Source organism: Bradyrhizobium sp. NBAIM14, from assembly GCF_020193895.1.
Classification (GTDB): domain Bacteria; phylum Pseudomonadota; class Alphaproteobacteria; order Rhizobiales; family Xanthobacteraceae; genus Bradyrhizobium; species Bradyrhizobium yuanmingense.
Genome location: NZ_JADYVQ010000023.1, coordinates 55,162 through 73,616, shown reverse-complemented (window position 1 = coordinate 73,616; position 18,455 = coordinate 55,162). Strand labels below are relative to the sequence as shown.

Annotated in this window: 14 protein-coding genes and 1 tRNA gene; 13 read left to right on the top strand and 2 right to left on the bottom strand. The window is 64.5% G+C overall.

Going from position 1 to position 18,455, the window contains the following annotated elements:
- Positions 1 to 66: 66 nt before the first annotated feature.
- From I6F28_RS32985 to I6F28_RS32935, 11 genes are all read left to right on the top strand, one after another.
- The gene (locus tag I6F28_RS32985; RefSeq protein WP_225143045.1) at positions 67 to 2,100 is read left to right on the top strand and encodes an acyl CoA:acetate/3-ketoacid CoA transferase; all 2,034 of its coding nucleotides are present in this window, start codon (positions 67 to 69) and stop codon (positions 2,098 to 2,100) included.
- A gap of 104 nt (positions 2,101 to 2,204) precedes the next feature.
- Positions 2,205 to 3,389 carry a substrate-binding domain-containing protein gene (locus tag I6F28_RS32980; RefSeq protein ID WP_225143043.1) on the top strand — a complete coding sequence of 395 codons (1,185 nt, stop codon included), beginning with the start codon at positions 2,205 to 2,207 and terminating at the stop codon, positions 3,387 to 3,389.
- Positions 3,390 to 3,589: 200 nt separating this feature from the next.
- Positions 3,590 to 4,366 (top strand): ABC transporter ATP-binding protein, encoded by a 777-nt coding sequence (locus I6F28_RS32975; RefSeq protein ID WP_225143041.1) that lies wholly within the window; start codon positions 3,590 to 3,592, stop codon positions 4,364 to 4,366.
- Positions 4,363 to 5,085: an ABC transporter ATP-binding protein gene (locus tag I6F28_RS32970; protein WP_036038610.1), complete on the top strand. Its 723-nt coding sequence runs from the start codon at positions 4,363 to 4,365 to the stop codon at positions 5,083 to 5,085. The genes I6F28_RS32975 and I6F28_RS32970 overlap by 4 nt, the downstream gene beginning before the upstream one ends.
- On the top strand, positions 5,082 to 6,092 hold the full coding sequence (locus tag I6F28_RS32965; protein ID WP_036002397.1) for a branched-chain amino acid ABC transporter permease: 1,011 nt from the start codon (positions 5,082 to 5,084) through the stop codon (positions 6,090 to 6,092). The genes I6F28_RS32970 and I6F28_RS32965 overlap by 4 nt, the downstream gene beginning before the upstream one ends.
- The gene (locus I6F28_RS32960) at positions 6,089 to 7,174 is read left to right on the top strand and encodes a branched-chain amino acid ABC transporter permease (RefSeq protein ID WP_225130158.1); all 1,086 of its coding nucleotides are present in this window, start codon (positions 6,089 to 6,091) and stop codon (positions 7,172 to 7,174) included. Before I6F28_RS32965 ends, I6F28_RS32960 begins: the two co-directional genes overlap by 4 nt.
- A 172-nt stretch (positions 7,175 to 7,346) precedes the next feature.
- Positions 7,347 to 10,457 carry a bifunctional diguanylate cyclase/phosphodiesterase gene (locus tag I6F28_RS32955; protein WP_225143039.1) on the top strand — a complete coding sequence of 1,037 codons (3,111 nt, stop codon included), beginning with the start codon at positions 7,347 to 7,349 and terminating at the stop codon, positions 10,455 to 10,457.
- Positions 10,457 to 11,494 carry a sensor domain-containing diguanylate cyclase gene (locus tag I6F28_RS32950; protein ID WP_225143037.1) on the top strand — a complete coding sequence of 346 codons (1,038 nt, stop codon included), beginning with the start codon at positions 10,457 to 10,459 and terminating at the stop codon, positions 11,492 to 11,494. Before I6F28_RS32955 ends, I6F28_RS32950 begins: the two co-directional genes overlap by 1 nt.
- 63 nt (positions 11,495 to 11,557) lie before the next feature.
- Positions 11,558 to 11,634: transfer RNA gene (locus I6F28_RS32945), tRNA-Arg, on the top strand.
- A 388-nt stretch (positions 11,635 to 12,022) separates the two neighbouring features.
- The gene (locus tag I6F28_RS32940) at positions 12,023 to 12,856 is read left to right on the top strand and encodes a helix-turn-helix domain-containing protein (RefSeq protein ID WP_225143035.1); all 834 of its coding nucleotides are present in this window, start codon (positions 12,023 to 12,025) and stop codon (positions 12,854 to 12,856) included.
- A gap of 129 nt (positions 12,857 to 12,985) precedes the next feature.
- The gene (locus tag I6F28_RS32935) at positions 12,986 to 13,861 is read left to right on the top strand and encodes an SDR family oxidoreductase (RefSeq protein WP_225143033.1); all 876 of its coding nucleotides are present in this window, start codon (positions 12,986 to 12,988) and stop codon (positions 13,859 to 13,861) included.
- Positions 13,862 to 14,087: 226 nt separating this feature from the next.
- Here I6F28_RS32935 and I6F28_RS32930 read toward each other — a convergent pair whose 3' ends face one another.
- Both I6F28_RS32930 and I6F28_RS32925 read right to left on the bottom strand, forming a co-directional pair.
- Positions 14,088 to 14,297, bottom strand: a complete 210-nt coding sequence (locus I6F28_RS32930) for a hypothetical protein (protein ID WP_225130166.1) — start codon at positions 14,295 to 14,297, stop codon at positions 14,088 to 14,090.
- Between the two features lie 94 nt (positions 14,298 to 14,391).
- Complete coding sequence (locus I6F28_RS32925; protein ID WP_036024016.1) at positions 14,392 to 14,835, bottom strand: TspO/MBR family protein; 444 nt, start codon at positions 14,833 to 14,835, stop codon at positions 14,392 to 14,394.
- A 307-nt stretch (positions 14,836 to 15,142) separates the two neighbouring features.
- Between I6F28_RS32925 and I6F28_RS32920 the strand changes: the two genes are divergently transcribed.
- The gene (locus I6F28_RS32920) at positions 15,143 to 17,077 is read left to right on the top strand and encodes an acyltransferase family protein (RefSeq protein WP_225143031.1); all 1,935 of its coding nucleotides are present in this window, start codon (positions 15,143 to 15,145) and stop codon (positions 17,075 to 17,077) included.
- Positions 17,078 to 17,270: 193 nt separating this feature from the next.
- Positions 17,271 to 18,371, top strand: coding sequence for a DNA polymerase IV (dinB, locus tag I6F28_RS32915; protein ID WP_225143030.1), 1,101 nt, complete (start codon positions 17,271 to 17,273; stop codon positions 18,369 to 18,371).
- Positions 18,372 to 18,455 lie beyond the last annotated feature (84 nt).

The window sequence follows — 18,455 nt, the reverse complement described above, 5'->3', positions numbered from 1 at the left end:
GGGGCAGCGCTTCGCGATAAGATCAAGCACAACAAGGCCTACGGTCCAGGGAGCGGGAGGAACGCCGTGAGCCATCATCCAGCTCTGCCTTACTTGCGCAATTCCGAGAAGGGCAAGGTCGTCTCGGCGAATGAAGCCGTCATGCTGATCCGCGACGGCGACACGGTGGCAACCGGCGGCTTCGTCGGCATCGGCTTTGCCGAGGAGATCGCCATCGCACTGGAGGAGCTCTATCTGTCCCATGAGGGCGATGCGCCCTATACGCAAGGCAAGCCGCGCAATCTGACGCTGGTCTATGCGGCCGGTCAGGGCGACGGCAAGCAGCGCGGCCTCAATCATTTCGGACATGAAGGCCTGGTGCGGCGCGTGATCGGCGGGCATTGGGGCCTTGCGCCGAAACTGCAGCAGCTCGCGATCGCGAACCAGATCGAGGCCTATAACCTGCCGCAGGGCGTCATCACGCACCTGTTCCGCGACATCGCCGCGCACCGGCCCGGCCACATCACCCGCGTCGGCATGGGCACCTTCGTCGATCCCCGGCACGGCGGCGGCAAGCTGAACGCACGCACCACCGAGGACCTGGTGGAGCTGATCACGCTGCGCGGCGAGGAGTGCCTGCTCTACAAGACCTTCCCGATCGATGTCGGGATCATCCGCGCCACCACCGGCGATCCCGACGGCAATCTCACCATGGAGAAGGAGGCCCTGACGCTGGAGGCGCTTGCCATCGCCATGGCGGCGCATAATTCCGGCGGCATCGTCATCGCCCAGGTCGAGCGCGTCGCCGAGGCCGGCAGCCTCAATCCGCGTCAAGTGAGGATTCCCGGCATCCTCGTCGACTGTGTCGTGGTGTCGAGGCCCGAGAACCACTGGCAGACTTTCGGCACGCAATACAATCCGGCCTTCTCGAGCGAGATCCGGGTCCGCGCCGCCTCGCTGCCGGTGATGCCGATCAGCGAGCGCAAGATCATCGCCCGGCGCGCGGCGCTGGAGCTGAAGGCCAACAGCGTCGTCAATCTCGGCATCGGCATGCCCGAGGGGATCGCCTCGGTCGCCAATGAAGAGCGGATCATCGACCTCATCACGCTGACGGCGGAGCCGGGCGTGATCGGCGGCATCCCGGCGAGCGGCATCGATTTCGGCGCGGCGATCAACACGCAGGCGGTGATCGACCAGCCGTACCAGTTCGACTTCTACGACGGCGGCGGTTTGGACGCCGCCTTCCTTGGGCTTGCCCAGGTCGACCGCGCCGGCAACCTCAATGTCAGCAAGTTCGGGCCGAAGCTCGCAGGCGCTGGCGGCTTCATCAACATCAGCCAGAACGCCAAGGAAGTGATCTTCGTCGGCACGTTCGGTGCGGGCAAGCAACGCATCGCGGTGAAGGACGGCAAGCTCGTCATCCTGGACGAGGCCACGTCGCGCAAATTCGTCGAGAATGTCGAGCACGTCACCTTCAGCGGCCCGTTTGCCGCCGCGCGCAAGCAACGCACCCTTTACGTCACCGAGCGCTGCGTGTTCGAGCTCCGGGAGGACGGGCTCGAGCTCGTCGAGGTCGCGCCCGGCATCGACATCGAGCGCGACATCCTGCGCCTGATGGACTTCAAGCCGCTGATCCCGCGCGACCCCGCCCTGATGGACGCGCGCATCTTCGGCGACGGCCTGATGGATCTGCGCGAGCGCCTGCTCACCATCCCGCTCGACCAGCGCTTCACGCTGGACGAGCAGCAGAACCTGTTCTTCGTCAATCTCGAGCGCTATCCGCTGCGCAGCAAGGCGGAGATCGACACCATCGCCGCCATCGTCGAGGCCCGCCTGGCGCCGCTCGGACGCCGCGTCTACGCCATCGTCAATTATGACAATTTTTCTATCCTGCCGGAACTGATGGACGATTATTCGGCCATGGTGCGCAGCCTCGTCGACCGCTTCTATTCCGGCGTGTCGCGCTACACCACGTCGGGTTTCCTGCGCATCAAGCTCGGCGAAGCCCTGGAGAAGCGCGGCGTCGCGCCGCACATCTTCGAGAGCGCGGAGGAAGCGCAGTCGGACTGGCGCCAGGTCGAGGCCGGCGCGGCGCGCAATGCGAGCCAGGCCCAAAAATGATGCATGCTCTCGCGCCGGCGCACGCCGCCGGAAGGATCAATTGCAATGTTCGTGACGTTGTGCAAATCGCTGTTGGCAGAAACTTTACATCAGGAGGGACCATCGTGCGTCGATCACTCATCATAACAACAACCATCCTCGCGCTCGGCGCGGGCACCTCCGCGCTCGCCGACGATCTCAAGATCGCGCTGATCTACGGCAAGACCGGTCCGCTCGAGGCCTACGCCAAGCAGACCGAGACCGGCCTGAAGATGGGATTCGAATACGCCACCAAGGGCAGCATGACGCTCGACGGCCGCAAGATCGTCATCATCACCAAGGACGACCAGGGCAAGCCGGACCTCGCCAAGGCCGCGCTCTCGGAGGCCTATCAGGATGACAAGGTCGATATCGCGATCGGCACGACCTCGTCGGCCGCGGCGCTCGCCATTCTTCCCGTCGCCGAGGAGAACAAGAAGATCCTGATCGTCGAGCCCGCGGTCGCGGACCAGATTACCGGCGAGAAATGGAATCGCTACATCTTCCGCACGGCGCGCAACTCCTCGCAGGACGCGATCTCCAACGCGGTCGCGATCGGCAAGCAGGGCGTCACCGTGGCGACGCTGGCGCAGGACTACGCCTTCGGCCGCGACGGCGTCGCCGCGTTCAAGGAAGCGCTCGCCAAGACCGGCGCGACGCTCGCGGCGGAAGAATATGCCCCGACCTCGACCACCGACTTCACTGCGGTCGGCCAGCGCCTGTTCGACGCGCTGAAGGACAAGCCTGGCCGCAAGGTGATCTGGGTGATCTGGGCCGGCGCCGGCAATCCGCTGGCCAAGCTCCAGGACATGGACCCGAAGCGCTACGGCATCGAGCTCTCCACCGGCGGCAACATCCTGCCGGCGCTCGCCGCCTATAAGGGTCTGCCCGGCATGGAAGGCGCGACCTACTACTTCTATGAGATCCCGAAGAACCCGGTGAACGATTGGCTCGTCGCCGAGCATCAGAAGCGCTTCAACGCGCCGCCGGACTTCTTCACCGCGGGCGGCTTTGCGGCCGCAATGTCCGTCGTCGCCGCCGTCAACAAGGCGAAGTCGACCGACACCGAGAAGCTGATCAGCGCGATGGAGGGCCTCGAATTCGACACGCCCAAGGGCAAGATGGTGTTCCGGAAAGAGGACCATCAGGCGCTGCAGAGCATGTATCACTTCAAGGTCAAGGTCGATCCGAACGTCGCCTGGGCCGTGCTCGAGCCGGTGCGCGAGCTGAAGATCGAGGACATGAACGTTCCGATCAAGAACAAGCGGTAAGCTTTCTTGCTTCACCTCTCCCGCTCTTGTCCGCCGAAGCCTTGGCGAAGGCGGACGCGGAGAGGCCGGGAGAGGACTCCTTCCTCTTGGGGGTTCTCGCCTGCGGAGACAGCCCTCTCCCCGACCCTCCCCCGCAAGCGGGGGAGGGAGCGCAGCGTGACCTGCGGATCTATCTCGTTTCATCATTTGCCAGACTCTCCATGCCGCTCACCCTCGAAACCCGCGACCTCACCATCCGCTTCGGCGGCCATGTCGCGGTCAACAATGTCTCCTGCACGTTTCGCCCGGGCGAGCTGACCGCCATCGTCGGGCCGAACGGCGCCGGCAAGACCACCTATTTCAATCTGATCTCGGGCCAGCTGCGGGCATCCGGCGGCAGCATCCTGTTCGACGGCGCCGACATCACCGAGCATTCCGCACCAATGCGCACCCGTGCGGGTCTCGGACGTGCTTTCCAGCTCACCAATCTCTTCCCGAACCTCTCAGTGGAAGAGAATGTCCGCCTCGCGGTGCAGGCGGCAGCGGGCACGCATTACGACATGCTGCGGCCCTGGATGGTGCGCCGCGACCTGATCGCGCGCGCCGACGCCATCCTCGACCAGGTCGCGCTCGGCAATCGCCGCGGCGTCACTGCGACCGCGCTGTCGCATGGCGACCAGCGCAAGCTCGAGGTAGCGCTGATGATCGCGCTCGAGCCAAAAGTCTTCATGTTCGACGAACCGACCGCCGGCATGAGCATCGACGAGGTGCCGATCGTCCTGAACCTGATCGCGCAGCTCAAGCAGGACAAGAGCAAGATCATCCTCCTGGTCGAGCACAAGATGGACGTGGTGCGCTCGCTCGCCGACCGCATCATCGTGCTGCACAACGGGCAGCTGGTGGCGGACGGCGCACCCGCCGAGGTGATCGCCTCGCCGATCGTGCAGGAAGCCTATCTCGGCGTCGCGCCCAAAAGCGCTACAGGGAGCGCAGCATGAGCGATCTCCTCAAGCTTTCCGGCGTGCACACCCATATCGGGCGCTATCACATCCTGCAGGGCATCGATCTCGCCGTTGCGGAAGGACAGGTCACGATGCTGCTCGGCCGCAACGGCGCCGGCAAGACCACGACGCTGCGCACCATCATGGGGCTGTGGCAGGCCTCGAAAGGCGAGATCACCCTGGCAGGCCAGCGCATCGAGAGCCTTGCGACGCCCGACATCGCGCGGCTCGGCGTCGGCTACGTGCCGGAGAGCATGGCCGTGTTCTCCGATCTCACGGTGAAGGAGAACCTGGTGCTGGCGGCGCGCGACGCGCCGCTCGACGACAAGCAGCTGGATTGGATCTTCGGCTTCTTCCCGGCACTGCGCCGCTTCTGGCTGTCGCGCGCGGGAAGCCTGTCGGGCGGGCAGAAGCAGATGCTGTCGATTGCGCGCGCGATCGTCGAGCCGCGCAAGCTGCTCCTGATCGACGAGCCGACCAAGGGCCTCGCGCCCGCCATCGTGATGGCGCTGATCGAGTGCCTGAAGGAGATCAAGCGCAAGGGCGCGACGATCCTGATGGTCGAGCAGAATTTCTTTGCCGCCCGCGAGCTCGGCGACAACGTGCTGGTGATGGACAACGGCACCATCGTTCATCGCGGCGAGATGGCGGCACTCGCCGCCGACGTGCCGCTGCAGGAGCGGCTGCTCGGCCTGAGCCTGGAGGCGCATCAGTGACAGACCTTGCCGCAACCGATCCGCTGCCGAAGCCGAAACGCGATCTCGCGCCGATCCTGCTGCCGCTCGCGCTCGCGCTGCTGATGATCCCGCTGATCGGATCGACCTCGTCCTGGCTGACGCTGACCGTCGCGAGCCTCGCCATGGGCATGATGATCTTCATCATGGCCTCAGGGCTAACGCTGGTGTTCGGCCTGATGGACGTGCTCAATTTCGGCCACGGCGCCTTCATCGCCGTCGGCGCCTATGTCGCGACCCTGGTGCTGGCGCCGTTCGCGGCGTCCATCCAGGCCGATTCGCTCTGGATGAACCTCGCGGTGCTGGGGCCAGCCGCGCTGCTCTCAATGGCGGTGTCGGGTGCGCTCGGCCTCGTCGTCGAGCGCGTGCTCATCCTTCCCGTCTACGGCCAGCACCTGAAGCAGATCCTGATGACCACCGGCGGCCTGATCGTCGCCGAGCAGACGCTCTATGCGCTGTGGGGGCCGCAGATCATCCCGATGCCGCTGCCGGCCTCGCTCCGCGGCTCCTTCATCATCGGCGACGTCGCGATCGCCAAGTACCGCGTGCTGGCGATGCTGATCGGGCTTTCCGTCTTCATCGCGATCCAGCTCGTGCTCAACCGCACCAAGCTCGGCCTCCTGATCCGCGCCGGCGTCGAGAACCGCGAGATGGTGGAGGCGCTCGGCTACCGCATCCGCCGCCTGTTCCTCGGCGTGTTCATGACCGGATCGGCGCTGGCCGGCCTCGGCGGCGTGATGTGGGCGCTTTACCGCGAGCAGGTGCACGCCTCCATGAGTGACGACCTCACCGTCCTGATCTTCATCGTCGTCATCATCGGCGGGTTGGGATCGATCGGCGGCTGCTTCATCGGCGCCATCCTCGTCGCCATGGTCGCCAATTACGGCGGCTTCCTGGTGCCGAAGCTCGCCCTCGTCTCCAACATCCTGCTGATGGTCGCCATTCTGATGTGGCGGCCGCGCGGCCTCTATGCGGTGACCAGCCGATGATGATCCTCTCAGGCGATCCGCCGCGCAGCCGCGTCCTGACGCTCGTTCTCGTCGTCATCATCCTGGCGCTGGCGGCAACGCCATTCCTGTTCCCGGGCGCCAAGGCACTGAACGTCGCGGCCAAGATCTGCATCTTCGCAGCCCTCGTCGCCTCCTACGATCTCCTGCTCGGCTATACCGGCTCGGTGTCGTTCGCCCACACCATGTTCTACGGCATCGGCAGCTACGCGATCGCGATCGCGCTGTACGGCATGGGTCCGAACTGGGCCGCGGTCGCCACCGGCATCGTCGCCGGCCTGCCGCTCGCAGCCCTGCTTGCGCTCGCCATCGGGCTGTTCTCGCTGCGGGTCGCTGCGATCTTCTTCGCCATGATCACGCTTGCGGTCGCCTCGGCCTTCCAGGTGCTGGCCTCGCAGCTGTCCTGGCTGACCGGTGGTGAGGACGGGCGCAGCTTCCAGCTGCCGGAGCTGCTGCGCCCCGGCACGGTGCTGATCTCCAAGAACCTGTTCGGCTTCGAGATCAACGGCCGCATCCTGACCTTCTACCTGGTGTTCGCGATCTCGGCCCTGATGATCCTCGCGCTGCTGCGCGTCGTGAACTCGCCGTTCGGGCGCGTGCTCCAGGCGATCCGCGAAAATCGTTTCCGGGCCGAGGCGCTCGGCTTCCGCACCGTGTTCCACCTCACCTACGCCAACTGCCTCGCCGCTCTCGTCGCAGCCAGCGCCGGCATCCTGAATGCGCTGTGGCTGCGCTATGCAGGTCCCGACACCTCGCTGAGCTTCTCCATCATGCTCGACATCCTGCTGATGGTGGTGATCGGCGGCATGGGCACGATCTACGGCGCGATCATCGGCGCCACCATCTTCATCCTTGCCCAGAATTATCTGCAGTCGCTGATGGGCGTCGCCTCCAAGGCGGCGGGCGAAGCCGGGCTGCCGTTGCTGCCGGGGCTGTTGCATCCCGACCGCTGGCTGCTGTGGCTCGGGCTGCTATTCATCGCCAGCGTCTATTTCTTCCCGACCGGCGTGGTCGGACGGCTGCGCCATGGCGGCGGCAAGAAGACCGCCGGCGCCTCGCATTAACCGATGATTCATGATGCAGCGCCGCGTTTGCGGCGGGCGCCGCACAACCGGCGCGATACAAGCGCGGCTACATATTGGCGCCATCACGCAACCGGATTAACGCTCAGGTAACTGGTTTTCCTAAGGTTTGCGCCATTTGTGCGGTGTATTCCTGTTCTTCCAGGGAGGGGGAATGCGCCAGGTCTTTGCCAAGGTAGCAGCCGGAATGTCTCTAGCCGCGGGGAACGGCTGGGAGGCCTTGGCGCGCCGCGGTCCTGTCCTGTGGCTGACCTTGTGCGGCGTATTTCTGGTCGCGGGCATTTTCATCGTCACGGCCATGGCGGTCGGCGAATTCCGCGAGCGGACCCTCGCCAACCGCGAGCGTGAGCTCGAAAACACGGTGAAGCTGATCGCACGGCATTTCGATCAGCAATTCGAGGATTCCGACGCCGTCGCCGCCGACCTGATCGGGCAGATGAACCTGCCTGAGATCACCTCGCCTGCGATGTTCCGCGAGCGCATGTCCGGGCCTGCGGCAAACCAGATGCTGCGCAGCAAGATCAGCTCCGTGTCGTATCTCGGCGACATCGCGATCTACGATGCCGAGGGCGATCTGATCAACTGGTCGCGGGCCCAGCCGCTGCCCAAGATCAACGTCTCCTCACGCGCCTATTTCAAGACATTCAAGCTGAATCCGCAGTCCGAGCCGGTGCTTCTGGAATCGGTCCGCAGCTTCATCATCAACAAATGGACCACGATCGTCGCACGCCGCTTGAACGGCGCGGACGGCACCTTCCTCGGCGCGATGGTCCGGCGGATCAATCCGGACAGCTACCAGCACTACTTCGCCTCCGTCGCCCTCGGCGAGGGTACGGCCATCTCTCTGTTCGACCGCGAAGGCAAGATGCTGGCGCGTCATCCGCATCGCGAAGAGCTGATCGGGCGGAACTTCAGGGATGCGCCACTGATGCAGAAGGTGCTGGCGCAAGGTGGTCATCAGAGCCACCGCGGCAACAGCCCGATCGACGGCGAGGAGCGGCTCGGTTCGGCCGCCTCGCTGAAGCACTTTCCGCTGGTCATCATCGCCACCAACACCACAGCGGCCGCGCTCGCGGACTGGCGCCAGCAGACCGGCTTCCTGGTGGCGACCGCTGCCCTCTCGGCCGCCACCATCGCGCTGATCCTCTATCTGATCATCCGCCAGATCAACCGGCAGAACCGCGAAGCCCAGCAGCGCATCGAAGCGGAGCGGCTGCGGCTCGACACCGCCCTCAACAACATGTCGCAAGGGCTGATCCTGTACGACGCGGGCGGCACCATCGTCACCTGCAACCGCCGCTACGCCGACATGTTCGGCCTGTCCCACGACGTCATCAAGCCCGGCTGCCACATCCGCGAGGCGATGTATCATCGCAAGGAGCGCGGCGCATTCGATGGCGATGTCGAAGCGTTTTGCGCCGACGTCATGAGGGTCGTCGCCGAAGGCACGGTCTCGACGAGAACGCATCAGCTGGCCAACGGCCGCGCCTTCCAGGTCATCAACACGCCGCTCGCGCAGGGCGGCTGGGTCGCCACGATCGAGGACATCACCGAGCAGCGCAATCTGGAGCAGGAGCGCGACCGCAACTACACTTTCCTGCGCGAGATCATCGACCATATCCCGTCACGGATCACCGTGAAGGATGCCCGCACGCGGCGCTACCTGCTGGCCAACCAGGTGGCCGAGCAACAACTCGGCGAAACCAGCAAGACGATCGTCGGCAAGACCGCGTTCGATCTCTATCCGGCAGAAACCGCCGGGATCATCACCCGGGACGACGACAAGCTGCTGCAATCGCCGGACGGGCTGTTCCTGGACGAGCACGTGTGGACCACGCCAAGCATCGGACGGCGCTACATCACGTCCACCCGGATCGGAATCCGCGACAGGTCGGGCGAGCCGCGCTACATCATCAATGTCGTCGAGGACGTCACGGAGCGGCGGCGCGATCACGAGAAGATCGCGCATATGGCGCATTACGACGCGCTGACCGATCTGCCGAACCGGGCCCTGTTCCGCGAGCAGATCGAATGCGAGCTGGAGAAGGTCGCCGAAGGCGGCCAGTTTGCGCTGCTCTACATCGACGTCGACGAGTTCAAGGGCATCAACGATTCGCTCGGTCATCACGTCGGCGACGAGCTGTTGAAGGCGATAGGCGGCCGTCTGCGCGGCTGTCTCAAGCAGGGCGATTTGATCGCGCGGCTCGGGGGCGACGAATTCGCCGTGATCCAGACCGACATCGGGTCTTCCGCCGACGTGCTGTCCTTCGTGAAGCGGATCTACCAGGCGATCCGGCAGCCCTATCATTGCCTCGGCCATCAGCTCTCCACCGATGCCAGCATCGGCATCGCGCTGGCGCCCCAGGACGGCGCCGATCTCGATCAGCTGGTCAAGAACGCCGACCTCGCGATGTACGGGGCCAAGGCCGAGGGGCGGCGCACCCACCGCTTCTTCGAGCCTGCAATGGATGCCTGCGCCAAGGCACGCCTCAGCATGGAGCAGGATTTACGCCAGGCCCTCGTCAACGGCGGCTTCGAGATTCACTATCAGCCGCTGGTCGACCTGCGCTCGGGTGAAGTCTCCGGCTGCGAGGCGCTGCTGCGCTGGCGCCATCCCCAGCGCGGCATGGTGTCGCCGGCGGAGTTCATTCCGGTCGCCGAGGACACCGGCCTCATCACCGAGCTCGGCGACTGGGTGCTGCGCACCGCCTGCAGTGAGGCCGCGACCTGGCCGGCGCATGTGCGCCTCGCGGTCAACGTCTCGCCGGTGCAGCTCAAATGCGACACGCTGGCGCTGCGAATCGCGGGCGCGCTCGCCGCCTCCGGCCTCGACCCGCGCCGGCTCGAGCTCGAGATCACCGAGGCCGTGCTGATCCGCGACGACGAGGCGGCGCTCTCGATCCTGCACCAGTTGCGGTCGATCGGCGTGCGCATCGCGCTCGACGATTTCGGCACCGGCTATTCCTCGCTGAGCTATCTGAAGCGCTTCCCGTTCGACAAGATCAAGATCGACCGCTGCTTCGTCGTCGACATCGCCGAGGCGAGCGGCTCGCCCATCATCGTGCAGGCGGTGGTGAACATCGCGGCCGCCAGCAGCATGACCACGGTCGCCGAGGGCGTCGAGACCGAGGCGCAGCGCGACATGCTGCGCGCGCTCGGCTGCACGCAGATGCAGGGCTATCTGTTCAGTGCACCGAAGCCGGCCAGCGAGGTACGCAAGCTGTTCGGTACCTCCGATGGCTTGCCCGTGGCTGCGGTGGCCTGATGCCGAAGTCGCGCAAGGCGCTCGATGTCGCCGATTCCTACGCCGTCCGGCTGATGCAGCACCTCGTGGTGCCGACCTTCGTGATTGACCCGAAGCGCCGCGTCGTGATCTGGAACAGAGCCTGCGAGCGGCTGACCGGCGTCGGGGCCGCCGAAGTGATCGGCACCAGCAAGCACTGGCAGGCATTCTACGAGACGAAGCGCCCCTGCCTTGCCGACCTCGTCGCGCTCGACCGGCCCGAGCAGTTGCCGGAGTATTATTCGGAATATGCCGCGCGCGGCCACAACGGGCTCGGCTTCTCAGCGGAGAACTGGTGCGTGATGCCCAAACTCGGCAGCCAGCTCTATCTCGCCATCGACGCCGGCCCGATCCACGACGAGGCCGGCAACCTGATCGCGGTGGTGGAGACTCTGCGCGACCTCACCGACCAGAAGCGCGCCGAGATGGCGCTGAAGGAGCTCGCGACCAAGGACGGGCTCACTGGCCTCGCGAACCGCCGCGCCTTCGACCAGATGCTGCTCGGCGAATGGGCCCGCGCCCAACGCACGCAGAAGCCGCTGGCCCTGCTGTTCGTCGACGTCGACTATTTCAAGCTGTTCAACGACCAGCACGGCCACCAGAGCGGCGACGAGTGCCTGCGCGCGGTGGCTGACGTCGTCAGCCGGCATGCGGTGCGCCCGCTCGACCTCGCCAGCCGCTATGGCGGCGAGGAGTTTGCGCTGATCCTCCCCGACATGGATTGCGACAGCGCCTGCATGGTGGCCGAGGCGATCCGCTGCGCCGTGATGGCCTTGGCGATCGCCCATGGCGCGATCGGCGCCGGCGACCACGTTACCCTCAGCGTCGGCGTCGCAAGCCATATTCCCGGCGGTGCCGACGGCGGCCCCGACCGGCTGCTCGGCGCGGCCGACGAGGCGCTCTATGTCGCCAAACGCCTCGGCCGCAACCGCGTCATCTGCGCCGACCGGGTTTTGGCCGAATTCGCCGCCCTCGGCGGCAAGCCGGTTCCGGACCCGGTCAAGCGCAAATCGGCCTGAAGCGCGCTTCCATCGAGAAGCGGTTGCCCGCCCCGCGCCAATCGGCTAAATGAACCTCGACTAGCACCCGTAGCTCAGCTGGATAGAGCGTTGCCCTCCGAAGGCAAAGGTCACACGTTCGAATCGTGTCGGGTGCGCCATTTTGTGATTTGCGCGATATTGTCACCGATTGACGCGCAGCTCCCTCGATGCGGCGCGCTACCTCAATTAGCCCTACCTCAACTAGCCCTCGGCAGGCGGCTTCATCTGGCCGGTCGCTTCATCAATCTCCCTGATGGCCTGTATCGCGAAGCACACCCCAGATCAGGATAGAGTGACCAAGCGCGAAGCAGCGGAATGTCGCTCGCGCTACCGAACCGCCCCACATTCACCAGAGCCTTTTCGATCACGTCTTCGATGCAACGGCCTCGGCTCGCGTGAGCCAGTTCTGCCCGCCGGAGCCTCTCTCCCGGAGCGACGAATGTTACCGATTGGCGGCGAGATACCGGGCTTGATGCGACGTACACCGTCCCCCAAATCTCACGTCGGATGTTCAATCGCATCGACATAGCCCGGTTCACATGGGGGAGCGTGCGCGTTGCGCACCTCCGTCTGCCGCCCGCGGCGGACGCAGGTGATGCATCGCTCGCGCTGCCTGGAGCGATCGCGGTGGGGTTTAACGGCCAGAAGAACGCCGCTGTAATGCTGGCGAATGGACGCACGGTCGCTCGCGATGCGCCTGCCGGAACAATCGGTCTGACCGGCGGAGAACCGGTCAAATGGGTGCGAACAACTTCGCCCGCTGAAGTGGTAGAAATTTCAGCGGATGGCTCGCTGCGGAAGCAAATTGCCGAGGAACTTGGTGCTGAGGGCTATGCCGATCTTGCCGATATTCATGGCTGGGAGAACTTTCACGCATGGGCGATCGTTGACCGTTTCCGCGCAGCCGCGCGCGGGAGGCATCATTTGAACGACGTCGAACGCGATTCATTGGTGCGGACCCTCTACGCGATTGTCTTGTGCGGAAAATTCGGAGGGCGGGCGATCGAGCGCTCAAAAGGCTCGCTGGATACTCGGCGCCTGCGCAGAGTGCTGGATTTTGTAGAAGCACACACCGCCACGGATCTGACGCTCGCGCGGCTGGCCGAAGTTGCGGCACTAAGTCCGTTTCACTTTGCCAGGGCGTTCAAGGCCGCCACCGGATCTGCGCCGCATCAATATGTGTCGAGCCGCCGCCTAGAGCACGCGCGCCAACGCCTTCGGAACACGCCCGATAGCGTTGAAGCGATCGCCGCCGACCTCGGCTATTCGAACATCAATCATTTTCGTCGTCAGTTCCGTGCCCGGACAGGTCTGTTGCCGTCTGATATCCGCGCGCGCTGAAGCAAAAGACAGCAAGAATCGACCTGCCGCGCAGCGGCCTCATGCCTCTAGGTTCGCGTGACCGGAGAGCCAAGCCGTTTTTGTGAACGACGGCCTGCTGACATGCTGAAGCGGAGGCGCAGGATAACCATGACTCAAAACGAAAACATTTGGCTATCGCGTCGTTCGATGACACTTGGCATCACCGCGGCGGCGGCTACGGCGGCTGCAGTCGGTCGAACAGACGCCCAAACGAATCAGTCGGGAGACCCGACCCGTGTTCTCGCGGGAAAAGTCGCGCTGATCACCGGAGGGCCGCGCAATCTCGGCCGCGCATATGCAGCAGGACTCGCAGCGGACGGTGCGAGCATCATGATCCACTATCATGACGCGGGCGATCGAGCTGATGCCGAGACTGCAGCGCACCTTGTCCGCGCACAGGGTGCTCGTGCCGCCACTATCGAAGGCGAACTCCACGACATGCCGACGCACTCGCGCCTCGTGGAGGCGACGCTGCGCGAATTCGGTCGCATCGACATACTGATCAACAACGCCGGTCGCATGGTCAAGAAGCCGGTGGCCGAAATCAGCGAGGCCGAATACGACGACGTGTTCGGAGTGAACGCCAAGGCGAGCTTTTTCATAATGAAGGAGGTGAGCCGTCATCTTCCGGACGGTGGGCGAATCATTAATGCATGCTCGTCGCTGATCGACGGCTACCTTCCCAACTATGCGTTATATCAGGGATCGAAAGCAGCTCTCGAACAGTTCACGCGCTCCATGGCGCGCGAACTCGGGGCTCGCGGTGTCACGGTCAATGCCGTTGCGCCCGGCCCAATAGATACACCCTTCTATCGGGCGCCCGAGGACGCGGCCGCCATCGCCTACGCGACGCGTCTTTCTGTAGCGGGGCGCCTCGGCGCGGTCTCCGACGTCGTTCCGCTGATTCGGTTCCTTGCGTCGCCAGCATCGTATTGGGTCACGGGCCAGACTGTCTACATTAACGGCGGCTACACCGGGCGATAAACTACTCGAAAGCGACGCACGAAAGATCTTTCGATCTCATCATTGGCGGCATTGCGTAAGATTTGTCCGGGCGTTCGATATTCCCCGGGCACAATCCGGAGCTGCTCGCGATGATGACCCCGGCGCTGGGCAGCGCACTGGACGAGAGCTCCGCGCGCAGGAAGCAGCGCCTCTCACCCACTGACCCGCAGCACCCGAACCGTGAAGACGAGCACGAGGCCGGCCCTCACGTCAGCAACGCGATGATCGCCTGGAGCTGGTCGGACGCTGCCGTCACCAATCCATCGTATGACGTGTGGCCGTGTGCGGCGGCCTTCAGGATGCATTCGGCGACGGCCGCTTTCAGGCCGAACACCGATTGATGGGCCGGCACACTCGCCATCACGGTCTCCAGCGCTTGACGCATGGTGTGAATGAGCTCGGAGCTGTATTGCATGGGCTGTCCTCCGCGGGCTCATATTGGGTCGCGTGCCCATGCTTGCCACTCACAAGCCTGAGATTGTTTTTTGAATCGGTCGAGACCCAGCGCCTCAATTCAAGCGCCAGATCGCCGCATTGAGCACACCGGCGAACGCGACCCAGGCTGCGTAGGGCACGAACAATCCGGCGGCGAGCCTGTCGCGTGACAGCTCGAGACCGATGTAGGTCACGATCGCGATGAACAGGCCGACGAGAATGACGAGCGCGGCGCCGATCTGGTGCATCGTGAACATGACCGGAGACCAAATGAAGTTGAGCGCCATTTGCGCCGCCCAGGCCAGCATCGCCTTGCCCCTGGGCTCACGGCGAAAGGTCCGCCATCCCGCAACAGCGATCAGAACGTAAAGGATGGTCCAGGCGATCGGGAACGCCCAGTTCGGCGGGACGAAGCTCGGCTTGGCAAGGCCGGCATACCATTCACCGGGGGGATTGGTCGCTCCGATCAACCAGCCGGTGCCGACGACGCCCGCCACGAAGACCAACAACTGAAGCATCCGTCACCTCGCCCTTCTCATCATCCGATTGTAACATCTTTCCATGAGCCAATCCGACTCGATGCCTGGCGCAGCCGCGGCCGTGCGACGAGAAGCGATGCGCTGAGCGCCATGGCAAAGTCCTGCGTCTTCTCGCAGCAGCGTCGGATGGGTTGCCGACGTTGACGGAGACGGCCTGACCGGGGCGAGCCCGATTGGGGGAGAATTCGGCCCGTCCTGCGGTTGAGGAACGCATGCGGGCGCGCTAAAGGCAAGCGGGCGCGCGCGGATCCGCAGTCGGACGAACCGCCGCCAGTGGATTCAGCAATTGGTTACAAAGTTATCCCATCGACGCGACATTGACGGGCTCCGGGCGATCGCCGTCTTGAGCGTATTCCTCTATCATTTGGACGTTCCGCCGTTCGGCGGCGGCTTCGTTGGCGTCGACCTGTTTTTCGTCGTGTCCGGCTATCTGATCTCTCGGATCATTCTCAGCGAGGCAGATCGCGGCGAATTTTCGCTCCAGCGATTTTACGAGCGCCGCATCCGGCGCCTCTTTCCCGCAGCGATCGTCACCATCATCGGCATCTTGGCCGTCGGTGGCCTCTGGTTCTCTCCGGAGCTTTTCAAGGGCCTGACTCAAGACGCCGTGGCTACGCTGGTATCGGTCTCGAATTTCTACTTCTGGCGCGGCAGCCACGCCTATTTCGCCAACTCGACCGATCCTAGCCCCGTGCTTCACTTCTGGTCGCTGGCCGTCGAGGAGCAATTCTATCTGTTTTGGCCCGTGTTCATTCTGCTGGGGCGCCGATTGCTCGGTCGCGCACTGCCTTTGCTCATCCTTGGCATCGCAATTCTTTCGCTCGGCGTCGCGCAAGCGACACTCGCAACCGACAGCTCGGGTGCTTTCTACCTGCCGACCTGTCGCGCCTTCGAATTTGCGATCGGAGCGCTGGTCATCTTTGCTGAGCAGAGGCTGACCTTCCCGGCCGGAGCGCGCTCGCTGTTGGCTGCCGCCGGATTCGCTTTGATCGCTTACGCGGTCGTCAGCTTCGACAGTGCGACCTCCTTCCCTGGCGCGACGGCCCTCATCCCATGCCTGGGTGCAGCCTGCGTGATCTTGGCGGGCGAGCGTCACGTCCTTTCGCCTGTCCTGACCAATCCGCTGAGTGCGGGGATCGGGCTGGTGTCCTACTCGCTCTACCTCGTGCACTGGCCCCTGATCGTCTACGCAAACTACATCCTGGGCGATGACGCCAAGTCGGTCGCGGTGAAAGTGCTGATCGTCGTCCTCGCGATGGCGCTGGCTGCGCTGATGTATCGGCTGATCGAACAGCCTTATCGCGCGGGTCGCTCGGCACTGCTGCGAGTCGCCGGCCCCGCCGCCGCGACGATCGTCGCGCTCGCGATTGTTGCATTTGTGGCCAACCGCCAAGATGGCTGGCCATGGCGGCTCCCGGCACAGGCCCGCGAGGTCGCCGATCTGCAGCGATTCGGCTTCTGGCCGTGCGCCAAGAGCGCACAATCGAAATGTGCCTTCGGTTCATTGAGCGACCCCGTTGGCGTGCAAGTGCTCGGCGACTCCTTCGCCGAGCATTATGTCGCAGCGCTGGACCCGGCGGCAAAGCGCGCCGCCGTCCGGGGAGAGGCCTATACGGCCGAAGGTTGTCCGTTGCTCGTCGGGCTGGTGCGAACAGCGTTCGACGGCTCGCAGGACTGCAAACGCCAGCGCGATACCTACCTCGCCGCGATCAGGCAGAACCAGGCTCCAATCGTGCTCAGCCAATCCTGGATGACTTACGGCAATGCGCTCCGCAACGAGCTCGCGCCGGAGGTCAATGCACCGGCCCTGCAGGTCTGGCGGGCCGGCATCGAGAACACGATCCATGAGCTCGGCGGCAGCGGACGGCGCATCCTGATCATAGCGCCCGGAGTCGAGCCGGGCTGCCGCAGCCCGATGTCCCGCTTCGCACCGGGACCCCTCTGGCACGCACCAAGCAAGCCCTGTCCTGCCGTGCCCCTTGATCGCGTGCAGGCCGACAATCGCGAATTCCACGCCATGCTCGAGGAGATCCGGAGCCGCTACCCGAACCAGGTCTTTCTGCTCTATCCAGAACGCTATTTGTGCGGAGAAGCCGAGTGTCCGACCGCCATGGACGGCCTCTGGCTCTATTGGGACGTCAATCACCTCACGGTCGCAGGTGCGCAGCGCGTTGGCGACGGAGCCTCAAGCCAGCTCCTTGAGTTCATCCGTGGCAAGTAGGAGCCTCTGCCTCTCCCAAGCGATCGCGGCCGAGCCGAAGCCATCTCGACTGAACGGAACTGACGAGCGCCTCTCGTCACGAGCCTGAGATAGCTTTTGACCCTGCCGCGATTGTGCAGCTCAATTCAGCCGCCGGATCGACGGAAGCATCCCTCAGCTCGCGCATCTCCCCACGCGATCGTATCATCTTTCCATGAGCGAATCCGACCCGACGACCGGCGAGCCCTCGCCTGTCCGCAAGATCATCCATATCGACATGGATGCGTTCTATGCCTCTGTGGAGCAGCGTGACAATCCGGAGCTGCGCGGCAAGCCTGTGGCGGTCGGCGGCTCCGCGGAACGCGGCGTCGTTGCGGCTGCGAGCTACGAGGCCCGCAAGTTCGGCGTCCGCTCGGCCATGCCGTCGGTGACGGCGAAGCGGCAATGTCCCGATCTGATCTTCGTCAGGCCGCGCTTCGAGGTCTACAAGGCGATCTCCAGACAAATCCGCGACATCTTTGCCGAGCACACGCCCGTCATCGAGCCGCTGTCGCTCGACGAAGCCTATCTCGACGTGACGGAGAACCTGCAAGGCATCCCGCTGGCGCGGGACATCGCGCTCGAGATCCGCGCGAAGATCAAGGCGGAGACCGGCCTCACCGCGTCGGCGGGTATCTCCTACAACAAGTTCCTGGCCAAGCTCGCGTCCGATCATCGCAAGCCCAACGGCCAGTTCGTGATCTCGCCGGAGATGGGGCCGGCCTTCGTCGAGCCGCTGCCGGTCGGCAAATTCCACGGCATCGGTCCGGCGACGGCTGCGAAGATGAACGCGCTCGGCCTGTTCACCGGCCGGGACATCCGCAACCAATCCCTGGAGTTCATGAACGCGAATTTCGGCAAGTCAGGCGCGTATTATTATTGGATATCGCGCGGCGTCGACGAGCGGCCGGTCCGCGCCAACCGGATCCGCAAATCCGTCGGCGCGGAGAACACGTTCTCGACCGACCTCGATGCGTTCGACGCGCTTGCCGCCGAGCTAAGGCCGCTCGTCGACAAGGTCTGGCGGCATTGCGAGGCGACGGGCAATCGCGGCCGCACCGTCACCCTGAAGATCAAGTTCGCCGATTTCGAGATCATCACGCGCAGCCGATCCGTCGCGGCGTCCGTTGCCGGACGCGACGATCTGGAGCGGCTGGCCTGCGGCCTGCTCGAAGCCGAGATGCCGCTGCCCAAGCGCGTCAGGCTGCTTGGGGTCTCGTTGTCGTCGCTCCACCCCGCCGGCGAGTCGGAGCCGCAGCTGACGCTGGGCATCTGAACGCGGCTTGAGGCCCCTTCGGTGAACGCGGCATCTTTATCCGCGACGCGGCGCCAAACCTGTCGTAGATACACCAGACATGAC